We start from the raw sequence: 24,006 nt of genomic DNA on the forward strand, positions 1-24,006 counted from the left end.
CGGAAAAGCAGTGTGCGCGCGGACGTCCACTGGGGAGTGCAGGCCGCGGTCGGGGCGGCATGGCGCTCCCTCCGACAAAATGTACGGCCGATTTCACTGGGCGTTCTCCAGGGTGTCAAGGACATCTACAGTCCATTTGGCCGGACGTTTGAGAGGACGCGTGGAGATCGTGGACGGGTCCCGGTTCGACGAGCTGTCGGTCGGTGACCGGTTCGACGGGGCGCCGTCGATGACGCTCACCAGCGGGCACGCCGCGGTGCACCAGGCCGTGTTCGGCGACCGGCTGCGGCTGCGGCTCGACGACGGGCTGGCGCGCGCGATCACCGGGACGGCGCTCGTGCGCGCCGCCGGTCGACGGCGTGACCACCGCGTTGTCCGATGTGGACGCCACGCGCGGACACCGGCATTCGGTCGAGCTGGGGTTCACGGGGAAGCTGTGCGTGCACCCGCGCCAGGTCGTGGTCGTGCACGAGGCGTTCCGGCCCTCCGGCGAGGAGATCGCGTGGGCACGCGCGGTCCTGGCCGCCGCGGGCGATGGGACGAGCGCCGTCGGCGGGCAGATGGTCGACCGGCCGGTGCTGCTGCGCGCGGAACGGTTGCTCCGGCGGGCGGGCTTGCGTCCGATACCCCCTAGGGGTATACAGATGGCATGTCTGAAGCAACGTGGTCGACCGCGGTGTCGGCGACCCTTCACTGCCTGACCGGCTGCGCCATCGGCGAAGTGCTCGGCATGGTCATCGGCACGGCACTCGGCTGGCACGGCATCGCGACGATCGTGCTGGCCGTGGCGCTCGCGTTCGTGTTCGGCTACGCGCTGACCATGCGGGGCGTGCTGCGAGCGGGCGTGAGTTTCCGGCAGGCGCTGCGGATCGCGCTGGCCGCGGACACCGTGTCGATCCTCGTGATGGAGGTCGTCGACAACGCGGTGCTGGTGACCGTGCCGGGCGCTATGGACGCCGGGGTCGTGTCGTGGCTGTTCTGGCTGTCGCTGGCGTTCGCGCTGGCCGTCGCGTTCGTGGTCACCGTCCCGGTGAACAAGTGGCTGATCGGCCGCGGCCGGGGGCACGCCGTGATGCACGAATACCACCACTGACCGCGAATGTCGCACCGGACCCGGCGTGGTCCGCGCACTGCGGGCGCTGTCGAAACCCGATGCGGCTGCAGTTGCCGCGCGAGCGATCGCCGGCCAGGTCGAGGTCGGCGTGTGCGCGAGCCACATCCAGGCCCAAGGCCGGGCTCGCCCGGTTGGTGCGGTCCACGCGCGTCGGGATACAGGCGGGACGAGCAACCGATCGCCGAGTTTGCCGCCTCTCGGTCAGACGCTGCGAGCGGTTGTCCACAGCTGGTCCGGTTATCCACGGTTGGGCTTGCTTCCCTTGTTTTGTCGGTGGGAGGCGGTAGACTGGCATGGCGGGACACCCTCGGCTTCGCGTGGCAATGTCCTGAAAGGCGCGTTCAGGGCGCTGGGCGCCCTGAACGGCCCATTCACGGCACTCGTTGTGCAGTGAACGTGCCCTTCACGGCACCGGCCCGCCCTGCGGGGGGCCGACCCCTCGCGGTGCGGGTGATCGGGGTCGGCCCGGGCAGTCGGCCGTGCCGTGGTGGCGGGTGCTCGGGGACGTCTTGCTGTCAGGCGGCGATCGGTAGCGGGGTGGTCGGCAGCGCGGGGGCCGGGGCACGGGACAGCATGACCGCTGTCGTGTTGTCCTTCGTGCCTTCGGACACGGCCGCGGCCACCAGGGCTGCCGCCGGGTCGGTGGCCGTGCGCAGGATGTCGGTCATCAACTCGTGGGTCAGAATCTTGTGCACGCCGTCGGTCGTGAGCAGGAGGGTCGCCGCGCCCGTGGTGGTCAGGCCGTAGTGGGTGGCCGCCGCGGTGCGGATGCTCGTGGTCACCAGATGTTCCATGCGTGGCAGCACCTGGCCGCCGTGGTCGCGGAAGTACTGGGCGAGCGTGTGGTCCCGCGTCAGCTGCCACAGGGCGACGCCGTCCCACGCGTACGCGCGCACGTCGCCGACCCAGCCGATGTGGTAGCCGCCCGAGTACGGCTGCGCCACCACGAGAACGCAGTCGCCTTCCGGCGGCAGCGCGGCGTGTGCGGCGGACAGGGCGGCGACCGGGCCCGCGGCCGACGGGACGCGGGCCGCCGCGGTGACCGCGGCCAGCGCCGCCCGTGCCGCGTCCGCGCTGTCGCCGACGCCGTCCGCCAGTGCCACGACGCCGCCGGACGTGGCCACGGCGTCGGCGTTCACCGTGCGGGGCCCCTGGGCGCTGGTCGTGCGCCAGGCCGGTAGTGGTCGCATCTCGGCCTCCTCGCTCTCCTCAAGAACGAGGATCCGGGAGCTGCCTGTGAGCTCGCTGAGTACCCCGTGAACGCGCGCTGTGAAGATCGACTGTGTAACGCGGCTCTCACAGCGTCGGACTCCGGGCCTTCTCAGGTTCCCGGAGCCCGACAGTCACTGCCGAATCAGCAACCGCACTTGCCGCCACAGCAGTCGCTGTTACCGCAACCACCACACCCGCAGCTACATCCGCTCACCAGCATGCCGACCTCCTGACTGGGAACTCTCCGCGCACAGAATGGTACGCGTCGTCGCCGACCGGGACATCGTGCGAACGTGTGGTGCGCGGGAGTTTGTACGAGTCTTGTACATCGCCCTGGTGTGGTTGGGGTCCCTGCAGCCCCGCGAAGCGAGGTCACATGTCACTCCGCATGATCGGTGCGTTCGTCGCCGCCGTCACGGCGGCGCTCACGCTCGCCGCCCCGGCGAGCGCGGACGTCGGCGCACAGGCGCTCAACCTGCGCACCCCGTTCGACTGCGGCCAGGTGTGGAACGCCAACACCCGCACCAACCACAACCCGCAGCTCTCCGTGGACTTCCAGCGCAGCGGCGCGCTCGGCAAGAACGTGCGCTCCAGCGCCGCCGGTGTCGTGGAGACCAGGAGGGATCTCGGCAACACCAGCTACGGCAAGTACCTCGTGATCCGGCACTCCGGTGGCTGGAAGACGTTGTACGCGCACCTCAACTCGTTCAACGTGTCGGTCGGGCAGAACGTCAACACCGGCACGATCATCGGCAAGGTCGGCAGCACCGGCGGATCCACCGGTCCGCACCTGCACTACGAGCAGCGTCTCAACGGCGTCGTGCAGCGGGTCGTGCTGAACGGCGTCCACATCCGGTACTACGGCAACACCTCCATCACCAGCTCGACCGGCTGCTAGCGCGGGCGGGCGGCACGCTGCCCGAAAGGCACTTCACGGCAGCGTGCCGGTCAGCAGCGACGCGCGGATCGCATGTGCGCGGTCCGCGTGTCGCCGCGCCGCCGCCCGGTCACCGAGGGTTTCGTGCAGGCGGGCCAACAGTTCCGCCACGTCGGCCTCGGACCGGCGGTCGCCGTTGCGGTGGTGCAGGTCGAGTGCGGTCGCGAGCAGCCGGTCCGCGTCCGCGAGGTCACCGCCGGCCAGACACAGCTCACCGAGGCTCTGGTTGGTGTAGCCGACGCAGTGTTCGTCGTCGAGCTCGCGGAAGATCGTGAGCGCCCTCGCGACGTGCTCGCGGGCCGCGGTCAGGTCGCCGCGTTGCTGGTGCAGCGACGCGATCCGTTTCAGCGCATGGGCTTCGCGGTGCCGGTCGCCGATCGCGGCGCACAGCTCGTACGCGTCGGTGAACCAGCGCCCGGCCGGTGCGAGGCAGCCGAGCGCGAGCCACACCGAGCCCGCCGCGAGCCGCGCCACCGCCTCGCCGTGCCGGTCACCGATCCGCGCGAACAGCTCGAGCGCGGCGTAGCAGTGGTCGAGGGCGGGCCCGTGCTCACCGAGGACCCGCAGGACCGTGCCGAGCCCTGCGCGGGCGACCGCGGCCCCCTGCAGGTCGCCGACCTGCGTGAACAGGGCCTGCGCCGCGGTGAACGCGGACCTGGCGTCGGCGTACGCGTCGCGGTACAGGGCGACCTGGCCGAGGTTGCGCAGCACGATCGCCTCCCCGCGCTGGTCCCCGGCCCGACGGGCCGCCGCGAGCGCGACCGTGTGCGTGCGCTGCCAGTCGTCCTGGTTGCCGCGCAGGTCGAAGTACGGCGCGAGCGTGGTCGCGAGCCGCCACGCCAGATCGTCGGCGCCCCACGCCTCCGCGAGCGACACCATCGCGGCGCACGCGTGCCGTTCCGCGTCGAACCACCTCGCCGGGGCGGCCATCGGCGTCGCCTTCTCCGGCAGCACACCGAAGTAGGGCATCCCGGCCGCCGCGTCCGCCGCCCGCGCGAGGTACCCGGTCAGCACCCGCACCACCGCCGAACCGTCCTTCTCGGACAACTCGGCGGCGAAGCAGCGCAGCAGGTCGTGCAGCCGGTAGCGGGGCGCGCCGGTGTCGTCGGACCCCACCAGCTCGACGAGGTGGTTGTCCACCAACAGGTCCAGCACGTGATCGTCGGTGTCGGCCTCCCGGTCCAGCAGCGCACCGACCACCCAGCCCGGCCAGCGCACCGGCCCCAGCAACCCCAGCAGCCGGAACGCACGTGCCGCGTCCGGCGGCAGGGACGCGTAGGTGAGGCCGACGCTCGCCCGGACCGCGAGGTCGCCGACGGCCAGTTCGTCGAGGCGGCGCCGCTCGTCGCGCAACCGCTCCGCGAGGGTGCGCAGCGTCCAGCCGCGCCGGTGCGCGAGGCGGGTGCCCGCGACCCGGATCGCGAGCGGCAGGTGCCCGCAGAACCGCAGGATCGCCGCCGCGCTCTCCGGTTCCGCACGGGTGCGGACGGCGCCGACGATGCCTTCGAGCAGCCGCGCGGCCTCCGCGTCCGCCAGCACGTCCAGCTCCACCGGCCGTGCGCCCACCAGGTCCGGCAGCATGACGCGGCTCGTCACCAGCACGGCCGACCCGCCCGCGCCGGGCAGGAGCGGCGCGACCTGGGCGGCGTTCGCCGCGTCGTCGAGCACGAGCAGCACGCGGCGGGCGGCGAGCGCGGACCGCAGCAGCGCCGCCCGCGCCGCGACACCGCGGGGGAACTCGGCGTGGCCCACGGCACGCAGCAGCTCGGCCAGCACGTCGGCGGGCCTGCGCGGCGACGCCGACGTGCCCGCCAGGTCGAGGTGCAGCTGACCGTCGGGGAAGGAGGCCCGCACCAGGTGGGCGACCCGCACCGCCACCGCGGACTTGCCGACCCCCGGCGGCCCGGACAGCACGACCACGGTGGGCCGGTCCCGGTTGCGGACCTGCCGCACGAGGTCGTGGACGAGGTCGTCGCGGCCGGTGAAGTCCGGCAGGTCCAGCGGCAGCTGGCAGACCGGCGACAGCGCGGCGAGCAGCGCGGCACCCGGCGCGGCGTCCAGTTCGTCGCGGAGGACCTGCTCGGCCTCGGTGTAGGCCTGGATGGCGTCGGCGCGGCGGCCCGCGGCGGTGAGCGCGTTGATGAGCAGCTCCCACAGCTCCTCACGCAGCGGGTGGTCGCGGAGCATGCCGCGCAGCTCGGCGGCCGCGGCGTCGTGCTCGCCCCGGTCGATCCGCGCCCGCAGCCGGTCCTCGCGGGCGGACAGCCACAGCTCCGTGGCCGCAGCGGCGGTCGCCTCGAACACCGGGCTCTCCGGCAGGTCGGCGAGGAACCGGCCGCGCCACAGGTCCGGGTCGCGGGTCTCCTCGAACCGGTACAGGTCGATCTCGCCGGGCTCGGCCCGCAGCAGGTACCCGCCGGGCCGGTGCTCGATGCGGTTGTCGAGCAGGCGGCGCAGGCCGTGCACGTAGGTCCGCACGTTGGCGGCCGCCGACCGCGGCGGCGAGGTGGGCCACAGCACATCCACCAGAACGTCGGTGCTGACCGCGGTGTTCGGCCGCATCAGGAGGGTTGCGAGCAGCAGGCGCGGCTTGGGTCCGCCGAGCGCGACAGGGCGCCCCTCGACTTCGGCTTCGAGAGGTCCGAGCACCCGGAACACGACCCTCGCCATCGTTCCGGATCGTATGCCGCGAATGTGCCGAACGGAACAGTCCGTGCGCTATCCGTTCCGCAGCGTGGCGAGCTCGCCCCGGCACTCTCACTGTCGGCGACCGGACGCGGGGCGGGCAATGTCGCATGGCTGAAACATTCGCGAACCTGCGGGTAACACGCGCTCCATAGCGTCGCTCCCAGCCGAACCGAGGAGGACAGCGCGTGACGATCGCCGCCAGCCCGTTGTCACCGAGCACCGGCACCGTCGACACACACTGCCCCTACTGCGCGCTCCAGTGCGGGATGCGGATGACGGGCACCGGGATCCAGCCCCGCGACTTCCCCACGAACCGGGGTGGTCTGTGCCAGAAGGGCTGGACCGCATCGACCCTGCTCGACTCGCCGGGCAGGCTCACGTCCCCACTGGTCAGGGTGGACGGTGAGCTGCGGCCGGCGAGCTGGGACCACGCGCTCGACCTCGTCGCGAACCGCGTCATCGACCTGCAGGCAAGACACGGCCGCGACGCCGTCGCGGTGTTCGGCGGCGGCGGGCTCACCAACGAGAAGGCCTACCTGCTCGGCAAGTTCGCCCGCGTCGCGCTCGGCACCGCACAGATCGACTACAACGGACGGTTCTGCATGTCCTCTGCCGCGGCGGCCGGGACGCGTGCGTTCGGGATGGACCGCGGGCTGCCCTTCCCCGTCGCGGACCTGCGTGCCGCGGACGCGGTGCTGCTGGTCGGCGGCAACCCGGCCGAGACGATGCCGCCGTTCGTGCAGCACCTGCGGGGTGCCGAGCTGATCGTGGTCGACCCGCGCCGGTCGGCCACCGCGGAGCTGGCGACCCTGCACCTGGCGCCCGCGCCGGGCACCGACCTCGCGCTCGCGCTCGGCATCCTGCACGCCGTGGTCGCCGACGGCCACCTGAACCACGACTACCTCACCACCCGCACCACCGGCTTCGACGACGTGTGGCGGGTGGCGGCCGCGTGGTGGCCGGAGCGGGTCGAGCGGGTGACCGGGGTCGCCGCCGCCGACCAGCGGGCCGCCGCCGCGATGCTGGCCGCCGCGGGCAACGCCTACGTGCTGACCGGACGGGGGACCGAGCAGCACGCACGCGGCGCGGACACCGTCAGCGCCTGGATCAACCTCGCGCTCGCGCTGGGACTGCCCGGCACACCGGGGTCGGGTTTCGGCTGCCTCACCGGGCAGGGCAACGGGCAGGGCGGCCGCGAGCACGGGCAGAAGGCCGACCAGCTCCCCGGTTACCGCAAGCTCGACGACCCGGCCGCCCGCGCGCACGTCGCGGCGGTGTGGGGGGTCGACCCGGACTCGCTGCCCGGTCCCGGCCGGTCGGCCTACGAGCTGCTCGACTCCGCACCGAAGGGGCTGCTGGTGTTCGGCAGCAACGTGCTCGTGTCCGCGCCGCACGCATCGCGGATCGCGGGCCGGCTGTCCGAGGTGGACCTGCTGGTGGTCGCGGACGTCGTGCTGTCCGAGACCGCGGCGGTCGCGGACGTGGTCCTGCCGGTCACGCAGTGGGCCGAGGAGGACGGCACGATGACCAACCTCGAGGGCCGGGTCCTGTTGCGGCGCAGGGCGGTCACCGCCCCGTCCGGGGTGCGGACCGACCTCGCGGTGCTGCGCGGGCTCGCGACCAGGCTCGGGCAGCCGGCGGACCGGTTCCCCGACGACGCGGAGCGCGTGTTCGACGAGCTGGCGCGCGCGTCCGCGGGCGGGGTCGCCGACTACGCGGGGATCTCCTACGACCGGTTGCGGGACGGGGCGGCACTGCACTGGCCCGTGCCGTCGGCCGACCACCCCGGCACCCCGCGTGCCTTCCTCGACGGGTTCGCCTTCCCCGACGGGCGCGCCCGGTTCGTCGCGGTCGACCACAGTGGACCCGCGGAACCACCCGACGACGAGTTCCCCCTGCAGGCCACCACGGGCCGGGTGCTGGCGCACTACCAGTCCGGCGCGCAGACCCGGCTGGTGCCCGAGCTGATGGCGGCCGTGCCCGAGGCGTACGTGGAGGTGCACCCGGACACCGCGACCAGGGCCGGGGTCGCGGACGGCGACCTCGCCGACGTCACCTCCCGGCGCGGCACGGTCCGGGCGCGGGTGCGGTACGTGCCGTCGATCCGCGTCGACCTCGTGTTCCTGCCGTTCCACTTCCCCGGCGCCGCGCGGGCGAACCTGCTCACCAACCCCGCGCTGGACCCGACCAGCCGCATGCCCGAGTTCAAGGTGTGCGCCGTGCGACTGGAGGCCGTCACATGAGGCGCATCGTCATCGTCGGGTACGGCATGGCCGGGGCCCGGCTCGCGGAGGAGATCCGCGGGCGGGACACCGAGAACGGCACCGTGACCGTCCTCGGCGCCGAACGGCACCCCGCGTACAACCGGATCCTGCTGTCCAGTGTGGTCGGTGGCGGCATGACCCCGGAGATGGTCCGCCTCCACGACGAGGGGTGGGCCGCCAGGCACGACGTCGACCTGCGGCTCGGCACCACCGTCACCGGCATCGACCGCGCGGCAAGAACGGTGGCGCTCGACGACGGGTCCGCCGTGGACTACGACGCGCTGGTGCTCGCCACCGGCAGCCGCCCGTGGCTCCCGCCCACCGAGGGCCTCGTCGTCGACGGGGCACCCGCGCCGGGCGCGGTCGCGTTCCGCACCCTCGACGACTGCGAGCAGATCGTCGCCGCGTCCAGGCCCGGCGCGCCGGTCGCGGTCGTCGGCGGCGGGCTGCTGGGGCTCGAGGCCGCGCGGGGCCTCGCGAGCCGGGGCAACCTCGTCACCGTCGTGCACCCGGTCGGGCACCTGATGGAACGCCAGCTCGACCCCGGCGCGGGCGCGGTCCTCGCGGCCCGGCTCGCCACGCTGGGCATCGAGGTACGGCTGGGTGTGAAGGCCGCCAGGTTCGTGCCGGGCGACGGCCTCAAGCTCGACGACGGCACCCACGTGGCCGCCGACCTCGTCGTCGTGTCCGCCGGGGTCGTCCCCGAGACCGGGCTCGCCCGCGACGCCGGGCTGACCGTCGAACGCGGTGTCGTCGTCGACGACCTGTTGCGCACCGACGACTTCCGGGTCCACGCCATCGGCGACTGCGCACAGCACCCCGGCACGGTCGCCGGGCTCGTGCAGCCCGCGTGGGAGCAGGCCGCCGTGCTCGCCGATCTGCTCACCGGCGCGAACCCGGCAGCCCGCTACCGCGGCACGCCCGTCGTGACCCGGCTGAAGGCCAAGGACGTCGACCTCGCCGCGCTCGGCGACGTGCACGCCGGGCTGGACAGCGCCGAGGCCGAGGTGCTGTGCCTGTCCGACCCGGTGGGCGGCCGGTACGCCAAGCTCGTCCTGCGCGACGACCGCGTGACCGGCGCCATCCTGCTCGGCGCGCCGGACGCGGCCGCCGCGATCACACAGCTGTACGACCGGGGGATCCCCGCGCCGTCCGACCGACTCGCGCTGCTGCTCGGCCGCGCACTCCCACCGGGTGCCTCGGCCGCGCACAGCCCGGCAGACCTGCCCGCGGCGACAACGGTGTGCCGCTGCAACACCGTCAGCAAGAGCCAGCTGGTGAAGGCGTGGCGCGGCGGTGCCCGCGGCGTGGCCGGCCTCGCGCAGGCGACCCGCGCGACCACGGGCTGCGGCGGCTGCCGCGACACCGTCACCGCGTTCGCCGACTGGCTCGCCACCGCCGACGAAGGCACGGCCTGAGCCCACCCCGGCCGCCGCCAGAAGCTCCCGAGGAGACCGCGACTTGACCGCCACGATCGAACCCTCGACGACCACCACCGTCACCCGCCGCAAGGGCCGCTGGATCGACGACTGGGACCCCGACGACGAACGGTTCTGGGAGGCAACGGGCAAACGGATCGCACGCAAGAACCTGGTCTTCTCGATCTTCGCCGAGCACCTCGGGTTCGCCATCTGGGTGCTGTGGTCGGTGGTCGTGATCAACCTGGCGAACGCCGGGCTGCCCATGACGCTGTCGGAGACGTTCTGGCTGACCGCCATGCCGAACCTCATCGGGGCGGCGCTGCGCATCCCGTACACCTTCGCCGTGCCGCGCTTCGGCGGTCGACTGTGGACGGTGATCAGCGCGAGCCTGCTGCTGCTCCCGTCGCTGCTGCTCGCGGTCGTGGTGCCCAGCGGGTGGCTCGCGAGCCAGCCCCACGACACCCAGTTCTGGGTGCTGCTGGCGTGCGCGGCCACCGCGGGTGCCGGCGGCGGCAACTTCTCCTCGTCGATGGCGAACATCTCGTTCTTCTACCCGGAACGCAGGAAGGGCTTCGCGCTCGGGCTGAACGCGGCGGGCGGCAACCTCGGGGTCGCCGTGGTGCAGCTGGTCGTGCCGCTCGTGGTGATCATCGGGGTGCCCGCCGCGGCGGCGCGGCTGCCGCGGCACGAGGTGCACCTCGCGTACGCCGGGCTGATCTGGATCCCGTTCGTGGTGGTCGCGGCGCTGTGCGCGTGGCTGTTCATGGACAGCATCACCCACGCCAGGGCCGACACGAGGTCCTATGTGTCCGCGCTGCGGCACGGGCAGACGTGGATCATGTCGATCCTCTACATCGGCACGTTCGGCTCGTTCATCGGCTACTCGTTCGCGCTGCCGCTCGTCATCAAGAACACCTTCCCCGAGTTCCTCGCACAGAACCCGTTCATCGCCACCTATCTCGCGGGCCTCGGGTTCGTCGGCGCGCTGATCGGCTCGGTCGCCCGCCCGTTCGGCGGCTGGCTGTCCGACCGCGTCGGCGGCGCGCGGGTGACGCTGTGGTGCTTCGTCGGCATGGGCGTGTTCACCGCGCTCGCCATCGTCGGCGTGAACGCGCACAGCTTCGCGTTGTTCTTCTCCTCCTACATGGTGATCTTCCTGCTCTCGGGTGCCGGCAACGGCTCCACGTACCGGATGATCCCGGTGATCTTCGGTGAGCTGGGCCGCAAGGAGGTCGCGGAGAAGGGCCTCGACAAGGCGGTGACCGCGTTGCGGTACAAGCGGCAGGCCGCCGCGGTGATCGGCATCGCCGGGGCGGTCGGCGCGTTCGGCGGGTTCCTGATCCAGCTGATCTTCCGGCAGGCGAGCCTCGGGGTCACCGCGAAGGTGACGGCCGCGCAGACCCTCGCCGAGAAGCAGGCGGTGGCGGCGGCCAATGACGACTGGTCGACCTCGGCGCTGTACGTGTTCCTCGCCGCCTACGTCGTCTTCGCGTTCATGACCTGGTTCTACTACCTGCGCAGGAGCTTCGCGGTCGCCCGCGTCCCGAGCCTCGCGCACGCGGGGGTGTGACTCATGCCGAGAACACTTGTGGTGGCTGGCAACGGACCCGTCGGGCACCGGCTCGTGGAGTCGTTGCGCGAGAAGGACGTCACGGGTGAGTGGCGGGTGGAGGTGTTCGCCGAGGAGTCCCGGCCCGCCTACGACCGGGTCGCCCTCACGTCCTACGTGGACACCTGGGATCCACTGGCACTCCAGCTCGACGGCGCCACCCACGACGGCGACGAGCTGGTGGGCCTGCACCTCGGCGACCCGGTCGTGGGCATCGACCGGGCGGCGAAGGAGGTCACCACGCGCAGTGGCGCCACCGTGGCCTACGACGCGCTGGTGCTCGCCACCGGCTCCTACCCGTTCGTGCCGCCGGTGCCCGGCCACGACCTGCCCGGCTGTCACGTCTACCGCACCATCGAGGACCTCGACGCGATCCGCGCCGACGCGGAGAAGGCCGCGCGTGGCCGCCGCGCCGCGCTGGTCGTCGGCGGTGGCCTGCTCGGACTGGAGGCCGCGAAGGCGTTGCGGGACATGGGACTGTCCCCGCACGTCGTCGAGCTGGCGCCGCGGCTGATGCCACTGCAGGTCGACGACGGCGGCGGCGGGTTGCTGCGCATGCTCATCGAACGGCTCGACGTGACCGTGCACCCCGGCACCGGCACCCAGTCCATCGAAGCCGACCGCGGCCGGCTGCTCGCCAGGCTCGGCAACGGTACCGAACTCGACGTCGACCTCGTCGTGTTCTCTGCCGGTGTGCGGCCCCGCGACGAGCTGGCCCGCGCGGCCGGACTCGACGTCGGGGCGCGCGGCGGTGTCGCGGTCGGCAGCGACTGCGCCACCAGCGACCAGGCCATCTACGCGATCGGCGAGTGCGCGTGTGTCGATGGCGTCGTGTACGGGCTCGTCGCGCCGGGCAACGCGATGGCCGAGGTGGTCGCCGACCGGCTGCTCGGCGGGCAGGCCGCGTTCGAGAGCGGTGACACCTCGACCAGGCTGAAGCTGCTCGGCGTGGACGTCGCCAGCTTCGGCGACGCGCACGCGACGACCGAGGGCGCGCTCGAGGTCGTGTTCAACGACGCGGTCGCGGGCACCTACAAGAAGCTCGTGGTCTCCGACGACGCGAAGACGCTGCTCGGCGGCGTGCTCGTCGGCGACGCGGCGCAGTACCCGCTGCTGCGCCCGCTGGTCGGCCGCGACCTGCCCGGTGATCCGGCCGCCATGATCGCCCCGGCCGGCGCCGCCGCCGTCGGGATCGGTGCGCTGCCCGACGAGGCGCAGGTCTGCTCGTGCAACGCCGTCACGAAAGGCGCGATCCACGGCGCCATCACCGAGGGCTGCGCGGACGTGCCGGCGCTCAAGGCGTGCACCAGGGCGGGCACGACGTGCGGCTCGTGCGTGCCGATGCTCAGGCAGCTCCTGGCCGCCGCGGGTGTCGAGCAGTCCACCGCGCTGTGCGAGCACTTCACCAGGAAGCGGTCCGAGCTGTTCGAGATCCTGCGGTCCACCGGCATCCGCACGTTCAGCGAGCTCGTCTCCCGCTACGGCACCGGGACCGGCTGCGACGTCTGCAAACCCGCGGTCGCGTCGATGCTCGCGTCGCTCGGCAACGGGCACGTGCTCGACGGTGAACAGGCCGCGCTGCAGGACACAGGCGACCACTTCCTCGCGAACATGCAGCGCAACGGCACCTACTCGGTCGTACCGCGCATCCCCGGCGGCGAGATCACACCGGAGAAGCTGATGGTGATCGCACAGGTGGCGCAGGACTTCGGGCTGTACACCAAGATCACCGGGGGGCAGCGGATCGACCTGTTCGGCGCGACCGTCGACCAGCTGCCGCGGATCTGGCGGCGGCTCGTCGACGCCGGGTTCGAGTCCGGGCACGCCTACGGCAAGGCGCTGCGGACGGTGAAGTCGTGCGTCGGCGACACGTGGTGCCGCTACGGCGTGCAGGACTCGGTGCGGCTCGCGATCGAGCTGGAGCTGCGGTACCGGGGCCTGCGGGCCCCGCACAAGATCAAGGCGGCGGTGTCCGGTTGTGCGCGGGAGTGCGCGGAGGCGCGGTCGAAGGACTTCGGCGTGATCGCCACCGAGCACGGCTGGAACCTCTACGTCGGCGGCAACGGCGGGTTCACGCCGAGGCACGCGGAGCTGTTCGTGTCCGACGTGCCCACGGCGGACCTGTTCACCTACATCGACCGGTTCCTGATGTTCTACGTGCGCACGGCCGACCGGCTCCAGCGCACGGCCGCCTGGCTCGAGTCCCTCGACGGCGGTGTCGACCACCTGCGGGAGGTGATCGTGGACGACAGCCTCGGCATCTGCGATGACCTCGACGCGGCGATGGCCAAGCACGTCGGGTCGTACGCGGACGAATGGGCCGGTGTGCTCGGCGACCCGGCGAAGCTGGCCCGGTTCACGTCGTTCGTGAACGCGCCGGACACCCCGGACCCGACGATCTCGTTCCGCGAGGAGCGTGGCCAGCCGGTCCCGCTCGGTCTGCCGGTGGCGGTGACCAGGTGACCGCGCTGGAGGTGTGGACGCCGGTCTGTGCGCTGACCGCGCTGATCCCCGGCAGAGGGGTGGCCGCGCTGCTGGCGAACGACGAGCAGGTGGCGATCTTCCTGACCGCCGACGGCACCGTGCACGCGCTGTCCAACGTGGACCCGTTCAGCGGCGCCGCGGTGCTCTCGCGCGGCCTCGTCGGCGACCTCGGCGGGGTGCCGGTCGTGGCCTCACCCATGCACAAGCAGCACTTCGACCTGACCACCGGATCCTGTGTGGACGACCCGGCGGTCTCGGTCGCGGTGTACCCGGTGCGGGTCGAGGGCGGCACCATCCTGGTCGGCCGCCCGTGACCGCCCCGCTGGCCGGCTACACGGTGGGTGTCACCGCCGCCCGCCGCGCCGACGAGCTGGGCGCACTGCTCGCGCGCAGGGGTGCTGCCGTCCTGTTCGGACCGGCGATCCGGCTCATCCCGCTCGCCGACGACGAGGACCTGCTGCTGCGGACACGGGCCGTCATCGACGTGCCGCCGGACTTCGTGGTCGCCACCACCGGCATCGGGTTCCGCGGCTGGGTGGAGGCCGCCGAGGGCTGGGGACTCGGCGAGGGCCTCCTGGCCGCGCTCGGCAAGGCGACGGTCCTGACCCGCGGCCCGAAGGCGAAGGGCGCGGTGCGCGCGGCCGGACTGGTCGAGGCGTGGGCGCCGGTGTCGGAGGGCAGTGCGGAGCTGCTGGAGCACCTGCTGGCGGCCGGTGTGGCGGGGAAGCGGATCGCGGTGCAGCTGCACGGGGAACCGTTGCGGGACTTCGTCGACGTGCTGCGCGGCGCGGGCGCCGAGGTGGTGGAGGTGCCGGTGTACCGGTGGACCGGGCCTGCCGACCCGGCGCCACTGTCGCGCCTGCTCGACGCGCTGGTGGCGGGTCAGGTGGACGCGCTGACGTTCACCAGCGCCCCCGCCGCGGCGAGCGTCCTGCGGACCGCGGCCGAGGAGGACCGGCTCGAACCGGTGCTGGACGCGCTGCGGTACCGGGTGCTCGTGGTGTGCGTCGGGCCGATCACGGCCAGCCCGCTCGCCCGCGTCGGGGTGCCGGTGATCCAGCCCGCGCGGGCCCGGATCGGTGCGCTGGTGCGGGAGCTGGCGGTGGCGCTGCCCGCGCGGGCGACGCGGGTGAAGGTCGGCCGGTGCGAGCTGGAGCTGCGCGGGCAGGCGGTGCTGGTGGACGACGAGCTGCGGCCGGTGCCGCCGGCGCCGATGGCGGTGCTGCGCGCGCTGGCCGAGCACCCCGGCCGGGTGCTGTCGCGACGGGTGCTCGCCGGGGTGCTGCGCAGGCACTCGGGCCGGGAGGACACAGTGGACGTGCACGCGGTCGAGACGGCGGTGGGGCGCCTGCGTGCCGCGCTGGGCACCCCGAACCTGGTGACGACGGTCGTGAAGCGCGGCTACCGGTTGGCCTTGGAGCCCTCGTGACCTGTGTGCTCGTTGCCCATGGGACCAGGGACCCGGCCGGCGCGGCGGTCGTCGACGCGCTCGCCGATCTCGTCCGGCGGCGCCTGTCCGACGTGCGGGTCGCGTTCGCCGACGTCCGGGGGCCGAACGTCACCGACGTGCTCCGGGAATGCCCCGGCCCGGCGGTGGTCGTGCCCGCGTTCCTCGCCGCCGGGTACCACGTGCAGGTCGACCTCCCGGAGCAGATCGCCGCGGCCGGTGCGCCCGCGGTGCTCACCCCGCACCTGGGGCTCGACCTCGTGACCGTGGCGCGGCACCGGCTCGTCGAGGCCGGGTGGGTGCCTGGGCGGCCGGTCGTGCTCGCCGCGGCCGGGTCGTCGGACCGCCGTGCCCGTGCCGAGGTGTACCGCGCCGCCCGCAGGCTCGGCGCCGACCGGGTCGGGTTCGTCGCGACGGCGGAGCCCGCGCTCACCGACGTGCTCGAACCGGGCGCCGCCGTCGCGAGCTGGTTCCTCGCGCCCGGCCTCTTCCACCGGCGCGCCGTCGCGGCGGGGCGCGGAGGTGACCTCGGCGCCGCTCGGCGCGCACCCCGGGGTGGCCGAGCTGGTCGTCCGGCGCTACCGGCACGCAACGATTCGTGAACGTTGGGTTTCCCGCACGGGTACAGGACTTGGACATCGGGTGCCGTAGCCCTCATGATGTAGGCGGCCGGAGGAGTCTCGGCCACCCCCATCGCTACCACCCTCTTGGAGTCCTGCCCGTGGGCTTGTTCGGCAACCGCAAAAAGGCCGGTGACGTCCGCCGTCTCCTCGACACCCCGGCGGGACCCATGCCCGCGGGCTATGAGCCGGGTACCGCCGTCCCCGGGGCCGTCGCCGTCTACTTCGCCGACGACCCGCGCAAGTTCTACCAGCTCAGACAGTGGCTCCCCGTGCTGGAACGGCTCGACCGCGAGCACCCGGTCACGATCATCACCCGGAACCGGAAGACCTACGAGGAACTGGCCACCCCGCTGCGGACCGTCCTCGCGCCGGCGTTCCCCGACCTCGTGCAGCTCTACGAGGCCAGCGACTTCAAGGTGGCCGTGTACGTCAACAACTCCGTGCACAACTTCCACTCGCTCATGCAGCGGCACGTACTGCACGTGCACGTGAACCACGGCGAGAGCGACAAGGTCTGCATGGTCTCGAACCAGGTCAAGGCCTACGACCGGGTGTTCGTCGCCGGTGAGGCGGCCCGGCGGCGGCACCGCGTGGCGCTGATGGAGTTCGACGAGTCGAGGCTCGTGCCGGTCGGCCGCCCGCAGCTCGACCTGCGCCCGGCGCCCTCGCTGCCGCCGAGTACACAGAGGACAGTCCTCTACGCGCCGACGTGGGAGGGGGAGAACGCCTCCAACAACTACACGTCCGTCGACGTGTTCGGCCCGGCGATCGTGGCGAAGGTGCTCGCGGTCCCGGACGTCCGGCTCGTGTACAAGCCGCACCCCCGGGTCGCGGTCAGCCCCATCCCGGACGTCGCGGCGGCGCACCGGGAGATCGTCCGCCGCATCGGCAGGGCGGGCGGCGAGCACGTCGTCGCCGAGCAGGGCGACATCCTCGCCGTGTTCCCCGGCTGCGACCTGATGATCACCGACGTGTCGTCGGTCGGGCTGGACTTCCTCTACCTGCGCCAGCACCAGCCGATCTTCATCGCCGACCGGTACGACGACCGGGAGAAGCTGCACACCGACGCGGCGGTGAGCCGGTGCGCCGACGTGATCGACTCGGCCACCATCGGCCGTCTCACCGAGACCGTGCGCATGCGCCTCGAACACGACGAGTACCGCGCGGCCCGCGCCGCCGTGCGCGAGCTGTACTTCGGCGACCTGGCGCCGGGGGAGAGCACCACCCGCTTCCTCGCCGCGATCGACGACGCGGTCCGCACCCGCGACGCCAACCTGTCCGCTCCGGAGCCGATGGTCCACTCCGCGAGCGCCGCAGGCTCCGCTCCCACCACCATGGAGGTGCCCGCATGAACGTCGTGATCCTGGCCGCCGGTATGGGCACCCGGCTCGGCATGCCCCACCCGAAGCCGCTGACCCCGCTCGCCGACGGCCGCAGCATCATGCGCCAGCAGTTGGACAACCTCGCCGCCGGGCTCACCGACCCGGAGGTCACGATCGTCGTCGGTTTCCACGCAGAGGAGATCATGCGGGCCGCGCCGCTGGCCCGGTTCGTCTACAACGAGCGCTACGAGCACACCAACACGTCGAAGAGCCTGCTCAAGGCGCTGCGGCTGTGCCAACCGGGTGGCGTGCTGTGGCTCAACGGCGACGTCGTGTTCGACCGGAAGCTGCTCGAACCGGTCGCGGCGGCGGTCGCGGCGGACCGCAGCTTCGTGTGTGTCAACACGGAAGCTTGCGGTGAAGAAGAAGTGAAGTACACCGCTTCGGTCGACGGACTCATCCGGGAGCTGTCAAAATCGGTGGTCGACGGCTTCGGTGAGGCCGTCGGCATCAACTACATCGCGTCGGCCGACCGGTCGACGCTGGTCGAGCACCTGGAGGGCTGCACCGACACCGACTACTTCGAACGCGGCATCGAGTCCGCGATCGAGACGGCCGGCATGCCGGTGCTGGCGTTGGACATCTCCGAGTTCTTCGTGGTGGAGGTGGACTTCGCCGGGGACCTCGAACGTGCCAACGTGGAGGTGGGCAAGACCGTCACCTCGGCGGCCTGAGCAGCTCGGAGCGGACCGACCCGTTCCCACGCTGCTGGCGCGCCGGTGTCGGCGCGCTATGGACGGCAGACTCTTCGGTCCCGGGCCGACGCTCCTGGGACATCGTGGTTTGGGCCGGGGCACGGTCGAGGGCATCGCGGAGAACACTCTCGAGTCGTTCCTCGCCGCCGCGGCACTGGGCATCGACTGGGTGGAGGTGGACGTCCGGCGCACGTCGGACGACCGCCTGGTCGTGGCGCACAACCCGGCGAACGCCGACGGCGTGTTCTACGCCGACATCACCGGCACCGAAGCCACCGGCGACGGCGCCCTCGACCTGGCCGAACTGCTGGCGGCACTGCCCGACGGCGTCGGCATCGACTTCGACGTGAAGACGTCGATGGAGGACGCCACCCGCGACCGCGCGGGCACCACCATGGCGCAGCTGGCCAGGGTCGCCCAGCGGGAGGCCCGCCGACGGCCGACGCTGATCAGCTCGTTCGACGCCGGTGCGCTCGACATCGCGAAGGAGGTCGCCCCCTCGGTGCCGCGCGGCCTGCTGACCTGGGTCGAGTTCCCGATCGGCCAGGCCGTGGCGATGGCGGGACACCTCGACGTGCAGGTGCTCGCCCCGCACTGGGGCTCGCTGCGCCCCAACGAACGGGAGCCCACGGAGCTGCAGCGACCGCTCGAGTACGTGGTCGAGACGGTGCACGCCAGCGGCCGGGAGTTCCTCGCGTGGTGCCCGACGGTGTCGTTCGCGCAGCAGCTTCTCGACGCAGGCGTCGACGCGCTGTGCGTCAACAACGTCCCGAAGGCGATCGCCGCGCTACGCGGGGAACTGGCGACGGTCGGGTAGGGCCACCCCCGCGACCGGCAGCTCACCGGCGCCACTGCGCGAGCCGGTGCGCGATCACCTCGACCGGCTCGGCGCAGCGGCGGCCGTCGACGATGAACGCGGTGCCGAACCGGCGGCGCAGCGACCGCACCCGCCAGTGCGGACGGGCCGGGAAGAGCGCCTCACCCTGCCTGCTCGTGATCCGCACCACGGGGCCCTTCGCGGTGTCGATCCCGTCGACGGCGCACCACGGCAGGAACACGGTCTCCGGGCGGCGCCCGAGCCCGGTGCGGACCCACACCCCGGTGTGGTCGGCGGCGAGCTGCGGCCCGAGCAGCCCCTGGTACTCCCGCAGGATGAGCACCGTGAAGTACAGCTGGAGCAGGAGCGGCGGGACGATCACGAGGAACAGGGGCGTGCTGAGCACGAGTGAGGCCACCGGCACCGCCACGTGCAGCACGACCAGCAGCGCCGCGGACACCAGCAGCATCGCGTACAGCGCGGTCGTGCCGGACCTGGTCCGCACCACCAGCGGCGCGTGACCGGGCACTTCGGGTGCGAACGACACCATCGGACCCCCTCCCTCCACGTCAGGTTGTGACGGGAGGGAGGGGGCCCGCGTTCCTCAGAACCCCGCGGTGACGCGCGTGAAGTCCCAGTTGTTCTGGGCTATCCCGCTGCAGTTGCTCACCACGCCGCCACCGGGACAAGGCCGGTCGCGGTTGACCGACCAGAACGCCAGCCTGCCGAGGCCGCGGTTCTTGGCCCAGTCGCGGATCTGGGTCCAGGTGGCCAGCGACGTCATCTCCTGCTGGTCGGAGAGGCCGTTCATGCCGGAGATGCCCATGTGGGCGTACGCCTGGGCGTCGGTCCAGCCGAACGCGGACCTGAGCTTGTTCTTCAGGCCCTCCGCCGCGTTGATGGTGTCGGCGCCGATGTTCCCCGAGCCGAAGTCGAACGGCATGATCGTGAACACGTCGATGCCCGCGTTGATCGCGGCGGCGCGTTCGATCAGCTGGTTGCCGTAGTAGTTCGGGCCGGTGGTCGTCGTGCCGAACGTGACGATCGTCTGGATGCCGGGGTTGTTCTGCTTGACGATCTTCAGCGCGTCGAGGATCCGGTTCCGCACGGTGTCGTTCTCGAACTCGTCGGAGTTCTCGATGTCGATGTCGATCGCCTTCAGGTCGTAGGCGTCGATCACCTGCTGGTAGGCGCCCGCGAGGGCCTGGGGTGTCGAGCAGTTCGGGCCGAGCTTGTTGCCGCTCCAGCCGCCGAAGGACGGCACGATGTCACCGCCCGCGGCGCGGATCGCGTTGATGGCCTGCTGGTCGACACCGCCGGTCAGCGGCCGGGTCGAGTCCCACGCCGGGGTGCAGCCGCCGCCGGAGAGCACGAACGCCATGGTGAACCACTTGACACCGGTCGCCGACATGACCGTGGCCGGTGCTGGTGGGTCGCCCCATCCCATGTACAGGTACGGAGCGCCGCGGCCACCGGCCGGCTGGGTGCAGCCGGTGGTCGTCGCGCCGACCGGGCCGCTCTTCGCCGACTCGCCCGCGCTGTTGTACGCGGCGACCGTGTAGGTGTGCGACGTGCACGCGCCGAGTCCGCTGACGGTGGCGGACGTGCCGGTCACCGTGGCGCGGACGGTCGTGCCCTCGTAGACGCGGTAACCGGTGACGGTGCCGGTCGAGCCACCCCACGACAGGGAGATCGAGGAGTTGGTGGTGCCGGTGACCGACGGCGTGCCAGGGGCCGACGGGGCGCCGGGGTTGCCTCCGCCGCCGTCGCAGGGGTCGCCGTTGAAGCGGCAGTTCTGGATGCCGGGGAAGTTGCCGGGGCCGCCGTTGAAGCCGAACGTGGCGGTGGCGCCCGCGGCGAGCGTGGGTGCCCAGGACGGGTTGCGGAACGTGTGGTGCTGGCCGCTCACGGTGTGCTGGGCGTCCCAGACGCTCGGGATGGAGTAGCCGCTCGGCACGTCGAACTCGATGGTCCAGCCGTTCAGCGCCGTGCTGGACGCGTTCTTGACGGTGACCTTGCCTTCGAAGCCGGTGCCCCAGTCGGACACCTTGGTGAACGAGGCCGTCAGCCCGGGCGCGGCGCTCGCTGGCGCCGCGGTGACCAGGCCGAGAACCAGGGTGGCCGCGGCCATGCCGGTGAGCCATCTTCGCATCGTGGAACTCCTTCGCGCAGGAACGAAGAGCACCCCGTGGATCTCCCGTACCCCAGTGTGGTCTAGACCATGTCGTCCAGGCAAGGGTCTGAACCAATACGACGACTGGTAGGGGTTTCTCCGGCCGTGCGCAGTCGCTTGCCGGGCTCGTGAACCGCGTGCGACCGTGGGTTGGTGGAGCCCACGATCTCGCGGAGCACGGACCTGGCCGCCGACCCGGAGGTCGTGTGGGCCATCGTCACGGACCTGCCCAACATGGGTGACCTCAGCCCGGAGAACGTGGGCGGCCGCTGGGCCGGTGGTGCGACCGGACCGGCCGTCGGCGCCCGGTTCCGCGGCGTCAACCGCGGCCCTGGCAAGGAGTGGCGGACCCGGGTGCGGGTGATGGAGTGTGAGCCGCCGCGCTGGTTCCTGTTCGACGTCCGCTCGCCGTTCGGGATGCGGGTGTCGCGATGGGCGTACGAGATCACGCCGACGGCCACCGGCTGCCGCCTCACCGAGCACTGGTACCGCGTCGGCAACAAGTTCGTCCAGCGCTACCTCGGCCCGATCGTGACCGGGAAGGCGGACCGTCCCGGGTTCAACGCCTACTCGATCGAGCAGACGCTCGCGGCCGTGGCGCGGAAGGTGGCTGCCCGCGCGGGGCGCCCGTGAAAGGTGCGCTGACAGCGTTGAAATGCCCTGAAAGGCGCGTTCAGGGCGCTGGGCGCCCTGAACGCGCCTTTCAGGGCATCGGCCCAGCCCCGTCCGGCGCCCGCGGGGGTGTGGGGGTTGCCTGATGACGGGTCCACGCCAAGCCACTTCACATGAGCTTCACGGAATCAGTCGTCTAGCCTGGGGCGCATGTCCATCACGGTCCTGGTGCGGCGCCCTGGTCCCCGGCTCGCCGAGGGGCTGGTCTCGCACATCGAGAGGACGCCCGTCGACGCTGGTCTCGCTCTGCGGCAGTGGGAGTCCTATGTGGCGGCGCTGGCCGCCGAGGGCTGGCGCGTGGTCGAGGTGGCACCCGCCGACGACTGCCCCGACGCCGTGTTCGTCGAGGACCCCGTTGTCGTGTACGGGGGGACGGCCGTGCTCGCCCGGTCCGGCGCGGCCGGGCGGCGGGGGGAGACCGAGGGGCTGGCCGCGGCGCTCGGCGGGTACGAGATCCGGCGGATCGAGGCGCCGGGGACCCTCGACGGCGGGGATGTGCTCAAGATCTCCTCGACCGTCTACGTCGGCCGCTCCGGCCGCACCAACGACGACGGCATCCGCCAGCTCGCCGCGTACCTGCCAGACGCGACCGTCGTGCCGGTGCCGGTCACGAAGGTGCTGCACCTGAAGTCCGCCGTCACCGCCCTGCCCGACGGCACCGTGATCGGCCACCCGCCGCTGGTCGACGACCCGTCCGTGTTCGGCCGGTTCCTCGCCGTGCCGGAGGAGAGCGGTTCGCACGTCGTCCTGCTCGGCGGAAACCGCGTGCTCATGGCCGCGGGCGCGCCCGGGTCCGAGGCGTTGTTCCGGAGCCGGGGCCTCGAACCGGTGGTGGTCGACATCAGCGAGTTCGAGAAGCTCGAGGGCTGCGTCACGTGCCTCTCGGTCCGCCTGCGTGACACCGCGGCGCGGCCCTGACACCCCCGGCGCGCCGGCGTTGACGGCGCGCGGCGACGGGTTTCCGCGTCCTAGATTGGCACCGTGATCACACCACGAACCGAAACGGTCTGCGTCGGCGCGGGCCGTGGCCCGGAGGAGCCGGGTGCGCCGCTGAACGTGCCGCCGGTGTTCGCGTCCAGCTTCCGCAGCGGCGGCCAGTACGAGTACTCGCGCAACGAGGGCACCCCGACCTGGGAGGCGCTGGAGCAGGTCGTCGGGCGCTTGGAGGGCGGGGCGGCGACCGCGTACGCGTCGGGCATGGGCGCGGCGGCGGCCATCGTGGACCTGCTGCCCGCCGGGTCGCGGGTGGTCGTGCCCGCCGACTCCTACACCGCGGTCCGCCACCTGGTCGCCGCCCGCGGCCACACCGTCGACCTGCGGGACGTCACCGACACCGACGCCACGCTCGCCGCCCTCGACGGTGCCGCACTGGTGTGGCTGGAGTCGCCCACCAACCCGCTGATGGACGTCGCCGATCTGCCAGCCCTGTGTGCGGGCGCGCGGGCCGCAGGGGTGCCGGTCGCGGTCGACAACACGTTCGCGACCCCGCTGCTGCAGCAGCCGCTGTCGCTGGGCGCGGACATCGTGATGCACAGCGGCTCGAAGTACATCGGCGGCCACGCCGACCTGCTGATCGGCCTGACCGTCGCCGCCGACGAGGAACTGGCCGCGCGCCTGCGCACCAACCGGGTGCTCGCCGGTGCCACCCCTGGTGGCATGGAGGCGTTCCTGGCCGTGCGCGGTGTGCGGACCATGGCGCTGCGGGTCCGCCAGGCCCAGGCGTCGGCCGGGGTGCTCGCGGTACGGCTGGACCAGCACCCGGCGGTGACCCGCGTGCGGTACCCGGGCCTGCCGTCCGACCCCGGCCACGTACGGGCGGCCGCGCAGATGTCCGGGTTCGGCGCGATGCTGTCGTTCGAGGTCGCGGGTGGCGCCGAGGAGGCGGACGCGGTGTGCGCGGCCCTGCGCGTGGTCAACGCGGCGACCAGCCTCGGCGGCGTGGAGTCCACGGTCGAGCGACGTGCGAAGCTCGCCGGGCAGGAGCACGTGCCGCCGTCGCTGCTGCGGCTGTCGGTCGGCTGTGAGCACGTCGAGGACCTGTGGGCGGACCTCGACGCCGCGCTCGGCGGCTAGCGCCTGTCGTGTGGCACTGCCGGCACCGAGGTTGCGCGGTCGGAGCGTGCCGTTGCTCTGATCTCGCAGCTCGCCGACCGGCCACTGTGGCCGGACATATCGTCACCGACGATCACATGTGGACGGCCATCCGAATGGCCCATTGACAGGCCCGGGTTTCCCCGTGTCGGCGGGCTGCGGCACGCGTGATCTCCTTCCACCGCGGACTAGCTGCAGGTAGTCGACATGCGACGCTGTGATGATATCTCCCTTGTAAATAGGCCATTCGTCGCACAACCGGTAGTAGCGGGGTCGCGGTGTGTCGAACATCGCCGGGAGTGATCAATTCCCAGAGTTCCGGGGAAGTGATAAAAAGTTCTCGCGCGCTCGTCGTCGCTGGTCCGGGCGCTGGCCGG

General features: G+C 72.4%; 19 protein-coding genes. 15 read left to right on the forward strand and 4 right to left on the reverse strand.

What is annotated here, in order from left to right; genetic code table 11:
- Window positions 1-649 precede the first annotated feature (649 nt).
- Entirely contained in the window at window positions 650-1,093 is a 444-nt protein-coding gene (locus ACFPCV_RS17005) for a DUF4396 domain-containing protein (protein WP_378057157.1), read from the forward strand.
- A 536-nt stretch (window positions 1,094-1,629) separates the two neighbouring features.
- On the opposite strand, the gene ACFPCV_RS17010 is transcribed toward ACFPCV_RS17005, so the two are convergent.
- Window positions 1,630-2,304 carry a PP2C family protein-serine/threonine phosphatase gene (locus ACFPCV_RS17010; RefSeq protein WP_378057158.1) on the reverse strand — a complete coding sequence of 225 codons (675 nt, stop codon included), beginning with the start codon at window positions 2,302-2,304 and terminating at the stop codon, window positions 1,630-1,632.
- 398 nt (window positions 2,305-2,702) lie between these two features.
- Between ACFPCV_RS17010 and ACFPCV_RS17015 the strand changes: the two genes are divergently transcribed.
- Window positions 2,703-3,224: a M23 family metallopeptidase gene (locus ACFPCV_RS17015; RefSeq protein WP_378057159.1), complete on the forward strand. Its 522-nt coding sequence runs from the start codon at window positions 2,703-2,705 to the stop codon at window positions 3,222-3,224.
- Window positions 3,225-3,257: 33 nt separating this feature from the next.
- On the opposite strand, the gene ACFPCV_RS17020 is transcribed toward ACFPCV_RS17015, so the two are convergent.
- A complete protein-coding gene (locus ACFPCV_RS17020; RefSeq protein WP_378057160.1) occupies window positions 3,258-5,933 on the reverse strand; it encodes an AfsR/SARP family transcriptional regulator in 2,676 nt (891 codons plus the stop codon).
- 203 nt (window positions 5,934-6,136) lie between these two features.
- Between ACFPCV_RS17020 and ACFPCV_RS17025 the strand changes: the two genes are divergently transcribed.
- From ACFPCV_RS17025 to ACFPCV_RS17070, 10 genes are all read left to right on the forward strand, one after another.
- The gene (locus ACFPCV_RS17025) at window positions 6,137-8,194 is read left to right on the forward strand and encodes a molybdopterin oxidoreductase family protein (RefSeq protein ID WP_378057161.1); all 2,058 of its coding nucleotides are present in this window, start codon (window positions 6,137-6,139) and stop codon (window positions 8,192-8,194) included.
- Window positions 8,191-9,633, forward strand: a complete 1,443-nt coding sequence (locus ACFPCV_RS17030) for an FAD-dependent oxidoreductase (protein WP_378057162.1) — start codon at window positions 8,191-8,193, stop codon at window positions 9,631-9,633. Before ACFPCV_RS17025 ends, ACFPCV_RS17030 begins: the two co-directional genes overlap by 4 nt.
- A gap of 43 nt (window positions 9,634-9,676) precedes the next feature.
- Window positions 9,677-11,206: an MFS transporter gene (locus ACFPCV_RS17035; RefSeq protein ID WP_378057163.1), complete on the forward strand. Its 1,530-nt coding sequence runs from the start codon at window positions 9,677-9,679 to the stop codon at window positions 11,204-11,206.
- A gap of 3 nt (window positions 11,207-11,209) precedes the next feature.
- Window positions 11,210-13,708 (forward strand): nitrite reductase large subunit NirB, encoded by a 2,499-nt coding sequence (gene nirB / locus ACFPCV_RS17040; protein WP_378057164.1) that lies wholly within the window; start codon window positions 11,210-11,212, stop codon window positions 13,706-13,708.
- Window positions 13,705-14,043, forward strand: coding sequence for a nitrite reductase small subunit NirD (gene nirD / locus ACFPCV_RS17045; RefSeq protein WP_378057165.1), 339 nt, complete (start codon window positions 13,705-13,707; stop codon window positions 14,041-14,043). The genes nirB and nirD overlap by 4 nt, the downstream gene beginning before the upstream one ends.
- Window positions 14,040-15,158 (forward strand): uroporphyrinogen-III synthase, encoded by a 1,119-nt coding sequence (locus ACFPCV_RS17050; RefSeq protein ID WP_378057166.1) that lies wholly within the window; start codon window positions 14,040-14,042, stop codon window positions 15,156-15,158. The genes nirD and ACFPCV_RS17050 overlap by 4 nt, the downstream gene beginning before the upstream one ends.
- The gene (locus ACFPCV_RS17055) at window positions 15,155-15,778 is read left to right on the forward strand and encodes a sirohydrochlorin chelatase (RefSeq protein ID WP_378057167.1); all 624 of its coding nucleotides are present in this window, start codon (window positions 15,155-15,157) and stop codon (window positions 15,776-15,778) included. Before ACFPCV_RS17050 ends, ACFPCV_RS17055 begins: the two co-directional genes overlap by 4 nt.
- A 119-nt stretch (window positions 15,779-15,897) precedes the next feature.
- Window positions 15,898-17,151: a CDP-glycerol glycerophosphotransferase family protein gene (locus ACFPCV_RS17060; protein ID WP_378057168.1), complete on the forward strand. Its 1,254-nt coding sequence runs from the start codon at window positions 15,898-15,900 to the stop codon at window positions 17,149-17,151.
- The gene (locus ACFPCV_RS17065) at window positions 17,148-17,855 is read left to right on the forward strand and encodes a phosphocholine cytidylyltransferase family protein (protein ID WP_378057169.1); all 708 of its coding nucleotides are present in this window, start codon (window positions 17,148-17,150) and stop codon (window positions 17,853-17,855) included. The genes ACFPCV_RS17060 and ACFPCV_RS17065 overlap by 4 nt, the downstream gene beginning before the upstream one ends.
- A gap of 58 nt (window positions 17,856-17,913) precedes the next feature.
- Window positions 17,914-18,693 (forward strand): glycerophosphodiester phosphodiesterase, encoded by a 780-nt coding sequence (locus ACFPCV_RS17070; protein WP_378057170.1) that lies wholly within the window; start codon window positions 17,914-17,916, stop codon window positions 18,691-18,693.
- A gap of 22 nt (window positions 18,694-18,715) precedes the next feature.
- Here ACFPCV_RS17070 and ACFPCV_RS17075 read toward each other — a convergent pair whose 3' ends face one another.
- Together ACFPCV_RS17075 and ACFPCV_RS17080 are read right to left on the reverse strand one after the other, a co-directional pair.
- Window positions 18,716-19,243 carry a hypothetical protein gene (locus tag ACFPCV_RS17075; RefSeq protein ID WP_378057171.1) on the reverse strand — a complete coding sequence of 176 codons (528 nt, stop codon included), beginning with the start codon at window positions 19,241-19,243 and terminating at the stop codon, window positions 18,716-18,718.
- Between the two features lie 54 nt (window positions 19,244-19,297).
- Window positions 19,298-20,845, reverse strand: a complete 1,548-nt coding sequence (locus ACFPCV_RS17080; RefSeq protein WP_378057172.1) for a cellulose binding domain-containing protein — start codon at window positions 20,843-20,845, stop codon at window positions 19,298-19,300.
- A gap of 174 nt (window positions 20,846-21,019) precedes the next feature.
- On the opposite strand from ACFPCV_RS17080, the gene ACFPCV_RS17085 reads away from it, so the two are divergent.
- The 3 genes from ACFPCV_RS17085 to ACFPCV_RS17095 all read left to right on the forward strand — a co-directional run bounded on the left by ACFPCV_RS17085 (window position 21,020) and on the right by ACFPCV_RS17095 (window position 23,611).
- Complete coding sequence (locus ACFPCV_RS17085; RefSeq protein WP_378057173.1) at window positions 21,020-21,499, forward strand: SRPBCC family protein; 480 nt, start codon at window positions 21,020-21,022, stop codon at window positions 21,497-21,499.
- A gap of 189 nt (window positions 21,500-21,688) precedes the next feature.
- A complete protein-coding gene (gene ddaH, locus ACFPCV_RS17090) occupies window positions 21,689-22,456 on the forward strand; it encodes a dimethylargininase (protein ID WP_378057174.1) in 768 nt (255 codons plus the stop codon).
- Window positions 22,457-22,519: 63 nt separating this feature from the next.
- Entirely contained in the window at window positions 22,520-23,611 is a 1,092-nt protein-coding gene (locus ACFPCV_RS17095) for a trans-sulfuration enzyme family protein (protein WP_378057175.1), read from the forward strand.
- The last annotated feature ends 395 nt before the right edge of the window (window positions 23,612-24,006 follow it).

It is taken from the genome of Actinophytocola glycyrrhizae (genome assembly GCF_042653545.1).
Classification (GTDB): domain Bacteria; phylum Actinomycetota; class Actinomycetes; order Mycobacteriales; family Pseudonocardiaceae; genus Actinophytocola; species Actinophytocola glycyrrhizae.